9 protein-coding genes are annotated in these 15,310 nt (G+C 65.3%); 4 read left to right on the forward strand and 5 right to left on the reverse strand.

Annotation, left to right across the window (positions count from 1 at the left end):
• Positions 1 to 89 precede the first annotated feature (89 nt).
• A complete protein-coding gene (coxB, locus tag HLG70_RS20715; protein WP_171666386.1) occupies positions 90 to 1,247 on the reverse strand; it encodes a cytochrome c oxidase subunit II in 1,158 nt (385 codons plus the stop codon).
• A gap of 288 nt (positions 1,248 to 1,535) precedes the next feature.
• Here coxB and HLG70_RS20720 point away from each other — a divergent pair, with 288 nt between their 5' ends.
• On the forward strand, positions 1,536 to 2,342 hold the full coding sequence (locus tag HLG70_RS20720) for an NUDIX hydrolase (RefSeq protein WP_171666384.1): 807 nt from the start codon (positions 1,536 to 1,538) through the stop codon (positions 2,340 to 2,342).
• Between the two features lie 4 nt (positions 2,343 to 2,346).
• On the opposite strand, the gene HLG70_RS20725 is transcribed toward HLG70_RS20720, so the two are convergent.
• Positions 2,347 to 5,046, reverse strand: a complete 2,700-nt coding sequence (locus HLG70_RS20725; RefSeq protein WP_171666383.1) for a cation:proton antiporter — start codon at positions 5,044 to 5,046, stop codon at positions 2,347 to 2,349.
• A gap of 196 nt (positions 5,047 to 5,242) precedes the next feature.
• Between HLG70_RS20725 and cpdA the strand changes: the two genes are divergently transcribed.
• Positions 5,243 to 6,085: a 3',5'-cyclic-AMP phosphodiesterase gene (gene cpdA / locus HLG70_RS20730; protein WP_171666381.1), complete on the forward strand. Its 843-nt coding sequence runs from the start codon at positions 5,243 to 5,245 to the stop codon at positions 6,083 to 6,085.
• Between the two features lie 313 nt (positions 6,086 to 6,398).
• Here the strand turns inward: cpdA and rpoH are convergent, their stop codons facing one another.
• The 3 genes from rpoH to fghA form a co-directional block, all read right to left on the reverse strand.
• On the reverse strand, positions 6,399 to 7,283 hold the full coding sequence (gene rpoH, locus HLG70_RS20735) for an RNA polymerase sigma factor RpoH (RefSeq protein WP_057286172.1): 885 nt from the start codon (positions 7,281 to 7,283) through the stop codon (positions 6,399 to 6,401).
• 168 nt (positions 7,284 to 7,451) lie between these two features.
• Positions 7,452 to 8,141 (reverse strand): hypothetical protein, encoded by a 690-nt coding sequence (locus HLG70_RS20740; RefSeq protein ID WP_171666379.1) that lies wholly within the window; start codon positions 8,139 to 8,141, stop codon positions 7,452 to 7,454.
• A gap of 98 nt (positions 8,142 to 8,239) precedes the next feature.
• Positions 8,240 to 9,106, reverse strand: a complete 867-nt coding sequence (fghA, locus tag HLG70_RS20745) for an S-formylglutathione hydrolase (protein ID WP_171666377.1) — start codon at positions 9,104 to 9,106, stop codon at positions 8,240 to 8,242.
• Positions 9,107 to 9,334: 228 nt separating this feature from the next.
• On the opposite strand from fghA, the gene HLG70_RS20750 reads away from it, so the two are divergent.
• Together HLG70_RS20750 and HLG70_RS20755 are read left to right on the forward strand one after the other, a co-directional pair.
• On the forward strand, positions 9,335 to 10,081 hold the full coding sequence (locus HLG70_RS20750) for a hypothetical protein (RefSeq protein ID WP_171666375.1): 747 nt from the start codon (positions 9,335 to 9,337) through the stop codon (positions 10,079 to 10,081).
• 485 nt (positions 10,082 to 10,566) lie between these two features.
• Complete coding sequence (locus tag HLG70_RS20755) at positions 10,567 to 15,306, forward strand: glutamate synthase-related protein (RefSeq protein ID WP_171666373.1); 4,740 nt, start codon at positions 10,567 to 10,569, stop codon at positions 15,304 to 15,306.
• The last annotated feature ends 4 nt before the right edge of the window (positions 15,307 to 15,310 follow it).

Here is a 15,310-nt window from a genome sequence, read left to right on the forward strand (position 1 = left end):
GCTGAGTGCCAGCCCCGTTCCACGGGGCGGGCAGGGTATCTCTAACTAAACGGAACCGGTTCTACGGTGGAGGAACGGGGCGCGCGCGATCAGCGCACGGCCGCGATGTCCTTCGGTGGAACCGTCGGGTCCTGCCCCTTGCCGGCATTGCTCCAGGCATGGCGCGTATAGCTGATGACCGCTGCGATCTCGACATCGTTGAGCTGCCCGCCGAACGCCGCCATCGCGGTGCCGGGCTTGCCCTTCAGCACGGTGTTGATCTGGTCTCCCTTGGGGCCCAGAACAACCTTGTCTCCGTCGAGCGGCGGGAAGGAGCCTGGAATGCCCTTGCCGTTGGCCTGGTGACAGGCCACGCAATTCGCCGCGAAAACCTTTTCGCCGCGGGCAACCAGTTCGGCTTCCGTCCACTCTTTATTGGGATCGTCGGCGTTTGCCGCCATCTTCTTCTTTTGGTCTTCAACCCACTTATCGTAGTCGGCTTGCGCCAGGACTTCCACGACGATGGGCATGAAGGCGTGGTCCTTGCCACAGAGTTCCGCGCACTGGCCACGGTAGATGCCGGGCTTGTCCGCATTGAACCAGGTGTCGCGCAGGAAGCCGGGAATGGCGTCCTGCTTCACGCCGAAGTCCGGAATCATCCAGGAGTGGATGACGTCCGAGGCAGTGAGGACGACGCGGACCTTCTTGTTCACGGGGACGACCATGTGGTTGTCCACTTCCATCAGATAGAACTCGCCTTTGGGCTCGCGGTTCTCGATCTGGGCGCGCGGGGTCGACAGCGTGGAGAGGAACTTGATGCCCGCGGCGGTGCCGTCGAGGTACTCGTAGCCCCACTTCCATTGATAGCCGGTGACCTTGACGGTCAGGTCGGCGCTGGACGTGTCCTTCATGGCGACGACCGTCTTGGTGGCCGGCAGCGCCATGGCGATGACGATGATGAAGGGGATGACTGTCCAGGCGACTTCGACGCCCAGGTGTTCGTGAAACGTCGCGGCCTTGTGGCCGCGCGACTTCCGGTGCGCCCAGATGGAGTAGAACATCACTCCGAAGACGCCGATGAAAATCACGATACAGATGGTGAGCAGCAACCAATGCAGCCACATGATGTCGCGCGAAATCGCAGTGACACCTTCATGCAGGTTGAGCTGATTGACCTTCGGACCGCCGGGCATGTTTTGCACCTGAGCGCCGGCCACGCTGCCAATCAGCATCGCACAAGCCCCCAGTACCCCTCTCCACTTCTTCATGCTTACCTCGAAATACGGCGCGAAGGCCCATTTACTGGTGGCGGAAGTCACCGGAACCGGGCAACACGCAATTATTAGATGGCAGGGCGTTGCAGGGAGATAGAGCGGCCCTGTCGTTCCCACTCGAAATCACAAAGAAACTGGCGGATTATAGCGGACGCGCAAACAGATGTAAGTTAGCGCCCTTGAATTCATCGCGGCTGCCCCCATCTGGCCGCGCCCCCTTGACCGCGCGCCGTAAACAGGGTGGCATAAAATCGTCGGCAACCTCATCACCATGGCGCCACGATGCATAAGCAGTTGTCCGATTTGTATGCCGCCCTGTGCGCCCGCGCGCAGGAGCCCGCCCCGGAAGGCGCGCACGCTCTATATATAGCGGGGCGCCGCTGCGGCTGGGCCACGCATGCCGCTTGCGACGCGCTGCGCGGCGCGCCGCGCATCGACTCGAATGACGCGGAGCTGCGCATCGGCGAGGGCATGGAGCCGGGCAAGGAGCTCGACGCGGTTCTGGAGCAGGCCGCCGAACTGTTGCGCCAAGCCAACTGCCTGCGCGGCTGGCGCGACGAATTGCTGGATGTGATGGACGGCGAGCGCGCGCTGGGCGTGATCGAGCGCGCGGCCGTGCGGCCCCTGGGCCTGCTTACCAAGGCCGTGCATTTGAATGCCTGGACTCCGGACGGCCGGCTGTGGGTGGCGCGGCGCTCGCTCAGCAAATCAACCGATCCCGGTATGTGGGACACCCTGGTGGGTGGATTGGCCGGCAGCGGCGAGGACCTGGAACTGGCGCTGGTGCGCGAATGCGGCGAAGAGGCCGGCCTGGATGCGCCGGACCTGGCGCGCCGTTCGCCCCTGCGCACGATCCTGCGCATTCATCGCCGCCTGCCCGAGGGCTATCAGGTGGAAGACGTCCTGACCAGCACCTGCGTGCTGGCGCCGGACGCCCGGCCCGCCAACCGCGACGGCGAGGTCATGGAGATCGCCACCGTTGACGTGGACACGGCGGTGCACCGGATCATCGAAGGGGAATTCACGCTGGAAGCGGCGCTGGTGCTCATCGAGGACATCATGCGGCGCCAGGCCGCCGGCGAAATCTGATCCTTCAGCGGGGCGCCGTCTCCGGCGTTCCCAGCACCGCGTCTCCCGGCGTGCCGGCATCGCGGACCTCTGCTCCGCGCAAGTCGCGGGCCGCGCCCGAGTCGTCACCGGAGGAAGAACCGCTGACGCCCGCCGCCTCGGCGGCTTCGGCCGCCTGCGACGGACTGGGCGCCGAGACCGGCGCGGGCGTCGGGGCAGGCGCGGCGTTGGACGCCTGCGAGAACTGCTTCCAGACCTCGATCGCGCGCAGCCGCTGCTTGGCCACGACCTGAATGCGCTCGCGCAGATTCTCGTCGCGCGCGAGCAGGGCGTGGAAGTCCCGCGACGACAGCATCAGCAGCTTGCTGTAGCCCAGCGACGTCACATCCGGCGTGAGCTGCTGCTCGCCCAGCAGGCCGAGTTCACCGAAGAATTCGCCACTGCCCAGTTCGATCATGGTGTTGTCGGGCAGATGAACGGCCACGGCGCCCGACGCCACGAAGCACATTTCCTCGCCGTGCCGGCCCTGGGTCAGGACTCGCTGATCGGGCAGGGACAGCCGCGGCTTGAGCAGCTTGCTGATGGCGCGCAGCGAATCGGGCGACAGGCCTTCGAACAGGGGCACGCGCTTGATCAGCTCGGCCGCGCTCATTTCGATGTCCAGCGGCGGGTGCTTGTCGATATGCGCCCAGCGGCTCTTCAATTGCTCCATCAGGTCCGCGTACACCTCGCCGCTGATCAGAAACTGCTCAAGCATGTCGCGGTAACGGATGCGCTCGAGCTCGCGGGCGACCCGGCCCAGATAGCTTTCCTGCAACCACTGCGCGTACGACGGGTACTGCAGGTTCAGCGCCTGCATGGCGTTTTCGATCAGGTCCAGGCGGCGTTGGTGCAAGGATACGATGCGCTGCGTCGCTTCCTCGCCCAGCAGCGGCGTGATCTGTTCGCGGGCGAATACGATCAGGCGCTGCGCGACCGACCGCTTGCTCATCAGATTGGCGAAACGCTGGCCCAGCTCGCGCGCCAGCCAGCCCTGGAACCCAAATACATAGTGCAGGCGCAAGGCCAGCCGGAAGGCGGTGGAATAGCGCACGTCAGCCACGATCGCGCGCTCGAAGCCGGACACGCCGCCCAGCCGGATTGCGTCTTCCAGCCGTTCCGCCCGCGCCAGCAGCGCTTCGGCCATGCGCCAGTCCACGATCTGCGCCTTCAGGATGTCGAAGAACATTTCCTCTTCGCGTTGCGCCACGATGGCCAGTCCCACCGCCACGCGCTGCTCGTCGCTCATCTGGCTGACCTGGCCGTCGTGCACGCTGGCCAGGCTGGCGTCGAATACGGCGCGGATGCGGTCGCGGACCTCGTTGCCAATGTGTTCGGTCTTGGCCACCTCATCCGTCTTGCCCTGCAGGTCTTCCAGCGCCACGGCCAGCACCTGGTTGCGGATGGTGCGCTCCACCGACGACAGCTGGTTCAGCCCCAGCATGCGGATCAGCGGCCGCAGGCTGATGCCGTTGACGAACAAGGTCATCAGCACGAACCCCGTGGTGGCCACGGCGATGAACTGGCGCGATTCTTCGGGCACGCCGGTCTGTTCGGTGACCGCCAGCGCCAGGGCCAGCGAGACGGCTCCACGCAATCCGCCCCACAGCATCACCACCTTGTACGGCCTGCTGACCTTGGTGCCCAGCCGGGTCAGGCCCAGCAGGGGCAGCAGGCCGAAGACCACGATCGCGCGCGCGATCAGCGTCACGACGAACACCACGCCCACCAGCACCAGCTCCTGCCAGTCGGCGGCAGCCATCAGCTTGGGGATCAGCATGGCCGCGAACAGGAAGATCAGCGAGTTAGCCCAGAAACCGAACTGGCCCCAGGCGCTGGCCAGGTATTCGAAGGTGGTGGGCGACATGCGCGTGCGGCCGGTGGAACCCACCACCAGGCCCGCGATCACGGTTGCGACCACGCCCGAGACATTCAGATAGTGCTCGGAAATGAAAAAGGATAGATATGCCAGCGTCAGGGTCAGCGTGATCTCGGCCGTGGGAAAGCCGCGCAGCCAGGCGAACAGGAAGCAGGCCAGCCGCCCCATGGCAAAGCCCGCCACGCCGCCGCCGATGAAGTGAACGATGAAGTCGTTGAAGATTCCGCTTGCGGTCAGTTCCCCGTGACCGCTCAGCACGGCGAGCAGCACCGAATACAGCGCGATGGAGGCCGCGTCGTTGAACAGGCTTTCGCCCTCGACGAGCGTCGTCAGCCGCTTGGGCGCGCCCACCTCCCGGAAGATGCCGACCACCGCCACCGGATCCGTCGTCGCCACGATGGCGCCCAGCAGCAGGCACACCACCAGGCCGTAGGGCGAAATGGCGTCCAGGGTCACGCCCACGACCACCGTGCATACCACCACGGCCACGATGGCCATCATGAGGATGGGGCCGATGTCGTCCATCAGACGCCGCACGTTCATGGACAGCGCGGTCTCGAACAACAGCACCGGCAGGAACACCATCAGGAAGGTTTCGGACGAGATCTCGAAGCGTTCCAGCGAATCCAGGAAGTCGGCGATCCAGCTGGGAGCCCAGCCGTGCACGTGGATGATGATGCCCAGCAGACAGCCGACGATGGCAAGCAGCACCGAGTACGGCAGCTTGAGGCGACCGGCCAGGGGCGGCATGAAGCAGACCAGCGTGAGCAGGCCGGCAAGGCCAAATACGAGAAAACCAACATCCATGGGTAGCGCCGCGTCCCGATCGTAAAGCGTGTGAGAAGTTCCACAAGAATAGCGGCTTTTTTCCGCAGCCCGCGGCCGCGGCCAATGAAGAATCGTGGAGAATGCACGTTTCGTTACCCCAATGCAGGCCTGCGATACGCGTCGCGCCATGTTTTTTGGGTAATGTGGAATCACACGAACTTTGCAGGAGCGGCACGTGGCACGCGTCGTCCATTCTCTGTCCCGGCGCCACGATGCGCCCGCCATGCTCGTCCAACTGACCGATAGCCATTTGTTCGGCGAGCCCGACACCATGATGCTGGGCGTCAACACCGACGCCAGCCTGCGCGCGGTGCTGCGCCAGATCGAGGCCGACGGCAAGCATCCCGATCTGCTGCTGGCCACCGGCGACCTGTCGCAGGACGGCGAAGCCGCCGGCTACCGGCGCTTTGCCGACATCCTGTCCGGGGCGGGCGCGCTTGAGCGCGCGAGCATCCGCTGCCTGCCCGGCAATCACGACCTGCCGGCCGTGCTGCGCCAGGAATTGCCCGATTGGTCCGCGCCGGTGACGGACGTGGGCGCATGGCGCGTGGTGGCGCTGGACACGACCGTGCCCGGCTCGAACGCCGGCCATCTGGCCGATAGCCAGCTGGACATGCTGGAGGCCGCGCTGGCAGAAGCCCCTGGTCGCCACACGCTGGTGGCGATGCATCACAACCCCATGCAGATCGACAGCCACTGGCATGACTCGATGATGATCGACAACCCGCAGGCGCTGTTCAAGCGGCTGACGCACTGGCCGCAGGTGCGCGTGCTGTTGTGGGGGCATGTGCATCATGAGTTCGACCGCCGCCGGCACAATCTGCGCATGCTGGCCACGCCATCCACATGCTTTCAGTTCAGCATTCGCGACGGCAAGCATGTCGTGGACAACATGGCGCCCGGGTACCGGTGGATCAAGCTCTATCAGGATGGATCGATGGCGACGGGCGTGCGCCGCGTGCAGGATGCGCTGTGGCATACGGCGCTGGCGGCGCCGGACAATGCGCAAGCGGCTTAGGCTTGCCGCGCGGGAAGCGCGGGGCTTCCTATCCTTTTGGGCATAAAAAACGGGGCACCGTTATGCATGGTGCCCCGCAAGCATCCGTCTCATAGGGGAGGGGAAAGAGGAGAAGCCGAGACGGATGACAAGACTGCTAACCGAAGTTCGCGGTCTACATGAAGTTAGTCGGCGCGATCCCCATTAAGTTTCTGGGAAATGCGAAATTTCCCCGCCGAATTTGTATCAATTTATTGGCTCGCGGCGCGCCGGAACCACGAAAGAAAAGGGCCGCAAAACTGCGGCCCTTTGCATGGTCAAGGTCGGTGGCGGATCAAGACGCCAGGTTGCCGCGCATTTTCTTCAGGGCAGCGGCTTCGATCTGGCGGATACGCTCGGCCGACACGCCGAATTCCTGCGCCAGCTCGTGCAGGGTGGCGCCGCCATCGTCCTGCAGCCAGCGCGCTTCGACGATGCGACGCGAACGGGCGTCCAGCGCATCGAGCGCACCGGTCAGGCCGGAACTTTGCAGCTGGTCGCGCGCGGCGCGTTCCAGCACGCGCGTGGGTTCCTGGCGGCCCTCGTCGGACAGGTAGGCGATGGGCGCATAGCTGTCGTCGTCGTCGTCCTGGTTTTCCAGCGACATGTCGCGGCCCGACATGCGGACTTCCATCTCGCTCACGTCTTCGCGGCGCACATTCAGCTCGCGGGCGATGTGATCGACCTGTTCCGGGTCCAGGGTCTGGCCATCGGGGCGCATGCTGCGCAGATTGAAGAACAGCTTGCGCTGGGCCTTGGTGGTTGCCACCTTGACCAAACGCCAGTTGCGAATGATGTATTCGTGGATTTCGGCCTTGATCCAGTGAACGGCGAACGACACCAGGCGCACGCCGCGCTCCGGGTCGAAGCGCTTCACGGCCTTCATCAGGCCGACGTTGCCTTCCTGGATGAGGTCGGCGTGAGGCAGGCCATAGCCCAGGTACTGGCGGGCCACCGACACCACCAGGCGCAGGTGCGACAGAATCAGCTCGCGCGCGGCGCCCAGGTCTTCCTGGTCGCGCAGGCGGCGGCCAAGTTCCGTTTCACGTTCCGCGGACAGGACCGGCAGGCGGTTGACCGAGGAAATATAAGCGTCGATCGTACCGAGAGCGCCCGGATTGGCGATGGCCAACGCCAGAGCGTTGCCGGAAGCGGCCAACGAGGTACTGGGTTGCTTCATAGCGGGGATCTCCGGATGGCGAAGGGATAACGACATGGATTCGATGTTAGCACTCTAGTAATTGGAGTGCTAATTCGACTATTGCGGCGCGTCAAAGTTTCCGCTTTCTTTATATGTCCCCATTTATTTTCCCCAGGATGGGCCGGGAAACAGGACCCGGCGGGGAGCTCACCAGCCCAGACGCTTGAGTCCCTCGGCGGTGGGCTCTCCGTCCGGACGGATGAAGAGCGCGCCCCGCGGATCCAAAAAGACCTGGAAGGTGGCGCCGTCGAACATCGGCATATAGGCGCCGCTGCCAAATTGGACATCGACGAAGGGGAACCAGTTCGGAAAACTCTTCTTCAGCGAGCCCAGGTCCGGCGCCGGCCAGTCGTCCAGCGCATGAACGGAACGCGTGGCCGAGGCTTCCCGGGCCGCGTCGCTATACCGGCCGGACAGGCGCTCAAGCCGGTACAGGGGAGGCACGCCCGCCATCAGCGCGGGCAATCTCCAGCGGACGACGCGCGCGTCGATCTGCCATTGGTCTCCGTACAGCACATATTGCTTGGGCCCGATGCCCTGCGCGCTGGCGGTCACCTGGAACTGGCCGTCGGCCTGCTGGCGGATCTCGATGCGGGCGACGGGCTCGTCGGCGGTCAGGCGGAAGAACTGCACCAGGGACAGCGCAAGCAGCCCCGACACACATCCCAGACACACCAGCGTCAGCCCGCACAGGCGGCGCACGGGCCGGAACTGGAACAGGCGGCGGCCGCGCTCATCGCGCGGACCGCCCCTGCCCAGCAGCATGACAAGTCCGGGCAGCAGGACGACGACGGCGCCCAGCAGTATCCAGACGAAAGGAGCGATTCCGTTGATCAAATCAGGCGTCCCTATGGAGAACCCCGCGGGTGGCAACCCGGTGCGCCCTAGGCGCCACGAGCCTGCCGCGGCAGGCTCCCCAGTATAGAAGCGGCCCTTCAGGACCCCTGTTTTCCAAGGCGCTCGACGTGAAACCGGATGTGATCCTCGATGAATGTCGAGATGAAGTAGTAGCCGTGGTCATAACCAGCCTGACGACGCAGGAGCAGCGGCTGGTCCGCGGCGGCGCAGGCGGCCTCGAATACCTCGGGATACAGCTGCTCGGCCAGGAATTGGTCCGTGTCGCCCTGATCGATGAGGATGCCGTCCGGAAACGGCTGCTTCAGGCCGCGCATCAGGGCCGACGCGTCATAGGCGGCCCAGTCCTGGACGTTGTCGCCCAGGTAGGCGCCGAATGCCTTCTTGCCCCACGGGCACTGGCTGGGCGCCGCGATCGGGGCGAAAGCCGAGACCGAACGGAACTTGGCGGGGTTGCGCAACGCCAGCACCAGCGCGCCATGCCCGCCCATGGAGTGGCCGAAGATCCCGGTGCGCAACGCGTCGCCCGGCAGGGCGTCGCCCGTGACGATGCCGTGCAGCTCCTGCGCCACGTAGCTGTACATGCGGTAGTGATCGCGCCAGACAGGCGTGGTGGCATCCAGATAGAAGCCTGCGCCCGTGCCCAGGTCCCAGCTTTCTTCCTCGCCGGGCACGGCGGCGCCGCGCGGGCTGGTGTCGGGCGCCACCAGCATGACGCCGAGTTCGGCCGCCAGCCGCTGGGCGCCCGCCTTGATCATGAACGTCTCTTCCGTGCAGGTCAGGCCCGCCAGGTAGAACAGCACCGGCACCGGCCCCTGTTCGGCCTGGGGCGGAACATACACGGAGAAGCGCATGGGCAGGCCGATTTCTGCCGACTCGTGGCGGTAGTAGCGCTGCGAACCGCCAAAGCAGCGATGCTGGGAAATGAGTTCGAGGGCCACAGCCATGGTTTTCTCCGGTCCGGGGTGAAAAAAGCGTCGGCGGGTTAGGGTATATCCACGGTACGACGTTCCGTCGCCGAATGTTAACCTGCGCTTCATTGGGCGCTCGCGACAAAGAAATACCATTCCGCGCCCATATTTTGATCACGGGACTTGACCAGCGCCCACCGTGGCACTATTTATATACCGTGTGCGAAGACAACCCGTTCTTCCTGATACGCAAGCCCTGACACTATGGCCCGTCTGCCCCGTCTGTATGCCCCCGGGCTGCCCCAACTGGTGCAGGCCAACTTCATTCAGCCCCTGGCGGCGGCATCGCAACCCGCCCCCGCCGATATCCTGAATCAACTGGCCACCTGGCTGGGCGAATCCGCCCAACGCCATCGCGTGTCGGTTCACGGATGGCTGCTTGCCAACGACCGCATCCTGCTTCTGGCCACACCGGCCGATGAAGAAGGGCTGCCCAGGCTGATGCAGACGCTGGGCCGCAACCTGGCGGCGCGGCTGCGCGGCGGCCGGGTATTCGCGGGCCGCTACCGTTCGGCCTTGCTTGAGCCCGGCGCCTGGGTGCTGCCGGCGCTGGTCTGGCTGGAAACCTACCCCGTGCGCAGCGGCGCATCGCAGGATCCCGATTCCTGGCCCTGGTCCTCCGCGGCCAGCCATACCGGCAACACGACGGCGGCGCCCGCCCAATGGCAATCCGATCACGCGGATTACTGGGCTTGCGGCAATACGCCCTTCGACCGCCAGGCCAACTACCGCAAGCGCTTGCAGGACGGCCTGTCGCGCGAGGAAACGCAGCGCATCGACCAGGCCGTATCCGGCCAGTGGGCGCTGGGCGGGGCAAACTTCATCGCCAGCCTGGCCCACACGGCCAGCCGGCGCGTGGCTCCCGGCCAGCGCGGGCGGCCCCGCAAGAAGCCCGCCCCGGCAGCGCCCGCCGACACCGAGCCCAGCTCGTCCACCCCGACCACGTCCTGATGCCCCCGAACCCGCCGCCATGGCGGGTTCTGCTTTAGAGCATCCACGATCCGCCGCCGGCGGCCTGCCGGTCTGCATCAACACATAGCCGTCGCCCCGTCGCGCGCCAATTAGGCCCGGGTTGCACGGCCGATTCGCCATGCGCCGTTCGCGCGGCTTCGCCCGACTGCCCACCCTTGGGCCATCTGTGCATTTTCGCCACAGGCCAGCTTGATATTTCGCAGTGAAATCCCCCTTAAATTGGGGACGCATAAAGCAAAAAATTGGAGTTTCCACCCGCCGCGTGGTCTGCCTGCTTGCCCCGCCCCGCGCCGAGCCAGGAATGGTGCGGCTGTTGTTATGTCCCCATATTCATGCCCTATGATGGAGCATCAATATAAATAGGGTCATACCCTTATTGTTTCTGTTGCACCCTACTTGCGTCGGGGGTATTGTCCGTCTCCTGCACTGCAACATTACGACGCAGGCTCACTGCGGAGCGCGCCATGCCCCAAATTACCCCGATCGAATCCTGTCCCACCCCCAAGGCGACCCCCATCGATGCCAGCCGCATCGGCCTGCCTTCGGCCCAGGGCCTGTACCACCCCAAGAACGAACATGACGCCTGCGGCGTCGGTTTCGTTGCGCACATCAAGGGCAAGAAAAGCCACGCGATCATCCAGCAGGGTCTGAAGATCCTGGAAAACCTGGACCACCGCGGCGCGGTCGGCGCGGACAAGCTGATGGGCGACGGCGCCGGCATCCTGATCCAGATCCCGGATACGCTCTACCGCGACGAACTGAGCCAGCAAGGCATCATCCTGCCCCCTCCGGGCGAATACGGCGTGGCCATGGTGTTCCTGCCCAAGGAAACCGCGTCGCGCCTTGCCTGTGAGCAGGAGCTCGAGCGCTCCGTGCGCGCCGAAGGCCAGGTCGTGCTGGGCTGGCGCAATGTGCCGGTGGACGTCGACATGCCCATGTCGCCCACCGTGCGCGACTGCGAGCCCGTGATCCGCCAGCTGTTCATCGGCCGCGGCGCCGACGTGATGGTGCCCGACGCGCTGGAACGCAAGCTGTACGTGATCCGCAAGACCGCCAGCCACGCCATCCAGAACATGCATCTGGCCCACGGCAAGGAATACTTCGTGCCCTCGGCCTCCGTGCGCACCGTGGTCTACAAGGGCCTGCTGCTGGCCGACCAGGTCGGCCGCTACTACCGCGACCTGGCCGACACCCGCACGGTGTCCGCGCTGGCGCTGGTGCACCAGCGCTTCTCGACCAACACCTTCCCCGCCTGGCCGCTGGCCCACCCGTACCGCATGATCGCCCACAACGGCGAGATCAACACGGTCAAGGGCAACTTCAACTGGTTGCGCGCCCGCGAAGGCATGATGCAGTCGGCCGTGCTGGGCGACGACCTCAAAAAGCTGTACCCGATCGTCTACGAAGGCCAGTCGGACACCGCGACGTTCGACAACTGCCTGGAACTGCTGGTGAATTCGGGCTATTCGCTGGCCCACGCCATGATGATGATGATCCCGGAAGCCTGGGAACAGCACACGCAGATGGACGAAAGCCGCCGCGCCTTCTACGAATACCACGCCGCCATGATGGAGCCCTGGGACGGCCCCGCCGCCGTCGCGTTCACCGATGGCCGCCAGATCGGCGCCACGCTGGACCGCAACGGCCTGCGCCCGGCCCGCTACCTGGTCACCGATGACGACATGGTCATCCTGGCCTCCGAAGCCGGCACGCTCTCGATCCCCGAAAACCGCATCGTCAAGAAGTGGCGCCTGCAGCCGGGCAAGATGTTCCTGATCGACCTGGAACAAGGCCGCATCATCGACGACGCCGAGATCAAGCTCCAACTGGCCAACAGCCGCCCGTACCGCCAATGGATCGAGCGCCTGCAGATCAAGCTGGAATCGCTGCCCGCTCCGCGCCAGGTCGCCGTGGCCACGCAATCGGCCGTGTCGCTGCTGGATCGCCAGCAGGCCTTCGGCTGGACCCAGGAAGACTACAAGTTCATCCTGGAACCCATGGCCTCGACCGGCGAGGAAGTCATCGGCTCGATGGGCAACGACGCCCCGCTGGCGGTGCTGTCGGACCGCGCCAAGCCGTTCTACAACTACTTCCGCCAGTTGTTCGCGCAGGTCACGAACCCGCCCATCGACCCCATCCGCGAACAGCTGGTGATGTCGCTGGTGTCCTTCATCGGCCCCAAGCCGAACCTGCTGGACATCAACAACGTCAATCCGCCGCTGCGCCTGGAAGTCTCCCAGCCGGTGCTGGACTTCGCCGCCATGGCGCAGATCCGCGACATCGAACAGGTCACGGGCAAGAAATTCCGCAGCTTTGAGCTGGACATCACGTACCCCGCCGCCTGGGGCCCGGAGGGCATCGAAGCCCGCGTGGCCGCGCTGTGCGCGCGTGCCGTCGATGCGGTGCAAAGCGGCTACAACATCCTGATCGTGTCCGACCGTCTGGTCGACGGCGAACGCGTGGCCATCCCCGCGCTGCTGGCCACCTCCGCCGTTCACCAGCACCTGATCCGCGCCGGCCTGCGCACCAACACCGGCCTCGTCGTGGAAACCGGCTCGGCGCGCGAAGTGCACCACTTCGCGCTCCTGGGCGGCTATGGCGCCGAAGCGATTCACCCCTACCTGGCGCTTGAATCGCTGGGCAAGATGAATGACCCCGAAAAGGCCGTGAAGAACTTCATCAAGGCGATCGGCAAGGGTCTGAACAAGGTAATGTCCAAGATGGGCATTTCCACGTACATGTCCTATACCGGCGCGCAGATCTTCGAAGCCGTGGGCCTGCAAAGCGCCCTGGTGAACAAGTACTTCACCGGCACCTCGTCCAACATCGAAGGCATCGGCATCTTCCAGGTCGCCGAAGAAGCGTTGCGCCAGCACCGCGCCGCCTTCAGCGCCGACCCGGTGCTCGCCAACGACCTGGACGCCGGCGGCGAATACGCCTATCGCGTCCGCGGCGAAGAGCACATGTGGACGCCGGACTCCATCGCCAAGCTGCAGCACGCTTCGCGCGCCAACAACTACCGCACGTACAAGGAATACGCGCAGATCATCAACGACCAGAGCCGTCGCCACATGACCTTGCGCGGCCTGTTCGAATTCCGCTTCGATCCGTCGCGCGCCATTCCGCTGGACGACGTCGAGTCCGCCAAGGACATCGTCAAACGCTTCGCCACCGGCGCCATGTCGCTGGGCTCCATCTCGACCGAAGCCCACTCCGTGCTGGCCGTGGCCATGAACCGCATCGGCGGCAAGTCCAACACCGGCGAAGGCGGCGAGGACGAACTGCGCTACCGCGCCGAAATGCGCGAAGGCAAGAGCACCATCAAGGACGGCGACACGCTGGCCTCGGTGCTGGGCACGGACCGTATCGAAGCCGACGTCGAACTGAAGAAGGGCGACTCGCTGCGTTCGAAGATCAAGCAGGTGGCCTCGGGCCGCTTTGGCGTGACCGCCGAGTACCTGTCGTCCGCCGACCAGATCCAGATCAAGATGGCCCAGGGCGCCAAGCCCGGCGAAGGCGGCCAGTTGCCCGGCCACAAGGTGTCGGAATACATCGCCAAGCTGCGCTACTCGGTGCCGGGCGTGGGCCTGATCTCGCCCCCGCCGCACCATGACATCTACTCGATCGAAGACCTGGCCCAGCTGATCCACGACCTGAAGAACGTGAACTCCAAGGCCTCGGTCTCGGTCAAGCTGGTTTCCGAGGTGGGCGTGGGCACCGTGGCCGCGGGCGTGGCCAAGGCCAAGGCCGACCACGTCGTGATCGCCGGCCATGACGGCGGCACGGGCGCGTCGCCGGTGTCGTCCATCAAGCACGTGGGCACGCCCTGGGAACTGGGCCTGGCCGAAACGCAGCAGACGCTGGTGCTCAACCGCCTGCGCAGCCGCATCCGCGTGCAGGCCGACGGCCAGATGAAGACCGGCCGCGACGTCGTCATCGGTGCGCTGCTGGGCGCCGATGAATTCGGCTTCGCGACGGCTCCGCTGGTCGTGGAAGGCTGCATCATGATGCGCAAGTGCCACCTGAACACCTGCCCGGTGGGCGTGGCCACGCAGGACCCCGTCCTGCGCAAGAAATTCCAGGGCAAGCCCGAGCACGTCGTGAACTTCTTCTTCTTCATCGCCGAAGAGGTCCGCGAAATCATGGCCCAGCTGGGCATCCGCAAGTTCGACGACCTGATCGGCCGCGCCGACCTGCTGGACATGCGTTCGGGCGTCGAGCACTGGAAGGCGCAAGGGCTGGACTTCGCCCGCGTGTTCCATCAAACCCAGTCGGATGCCGACGTGCGCCAGACCGAAGAGCAGGACCACGGCCTGGCAGGCGCGCTCGACCATCAGCTGATCGACCGCAGCAAGCCGGCGCTGGAGCGCGGCGAGAAGGTCTCGTTCATCGTCCCGGTGCGCAACCGCAACCGCACGATCGGCGCCATGCTGTCGGGCGCCGTGGCCTCGCGCTACGGCCATGACGGCCTGCCGGACGACACCATCCACATCCAGTGCAACGGCACCGCGGGCCAGAGCTTCGGCGCGTTCCTGGCGCACGGCATCACGATGGACCTGGTGGGCGAAGGCAACGACTACGTGGGCAAGGGCTTGTCCGGCGGCCGCATCATCGTGCGCTCGCCCAACGATTTCCGCGGCTTCGGCCCCGACCACATCATCGCCGGCAACACCGTCCTGTACGGCGCGCTGGCGGGCGAAGCCTTCTTCAACGGCGTGGCCGGCGAACGCTTCGCGGTGCGCAACTCGGGCGCCGCCACGGTGGTGGAAGGCACGGGCGACCACGGTTGCGAATACATGACCGGCGGCACCGTCGTGGTGCTGGGCGCCACGGGCCGCAACTTCGCGGCCGGCATGTCGGGCGGCGTGGCGTATGTGTGGGACCCGGAGCGCACGCTCAAGCACCGGGTCAACCTGTCCATGGTGGAACTGGAAGCCGTGGCGCCGCATGCTGAACAGCAATCGCTGAACAACATCGACATCTGGCACAGCGCGCAGCGCGGCGGCGAACGCGAAACGGATGAATCCATCCTGCGCCGCCTGGTGGAAGACCACTTCCGCTACACCGGCAGCTACCGCGCCCGGGAGATCCTGGGAGACTGGGAAGCCTCGCGCGGCAAATTCGTGAAGATCATGCCGACGGACTACCGCCGGGCATTGGGTGAAATGTGGCGTGCAGCCAACCCGCAACAACTGGCTGCGTGAGGGA

Origin of the sequence: Achromobacter deleyi (assembly GCF_013116765.2) — a bacterium.
GTDB lineage: Bacteria > Pseudomonadota > Gammaproteobacteria > Burkholderiales > Burkholderiaceae_B > Achromobacter > Achromobacter deleyi_A.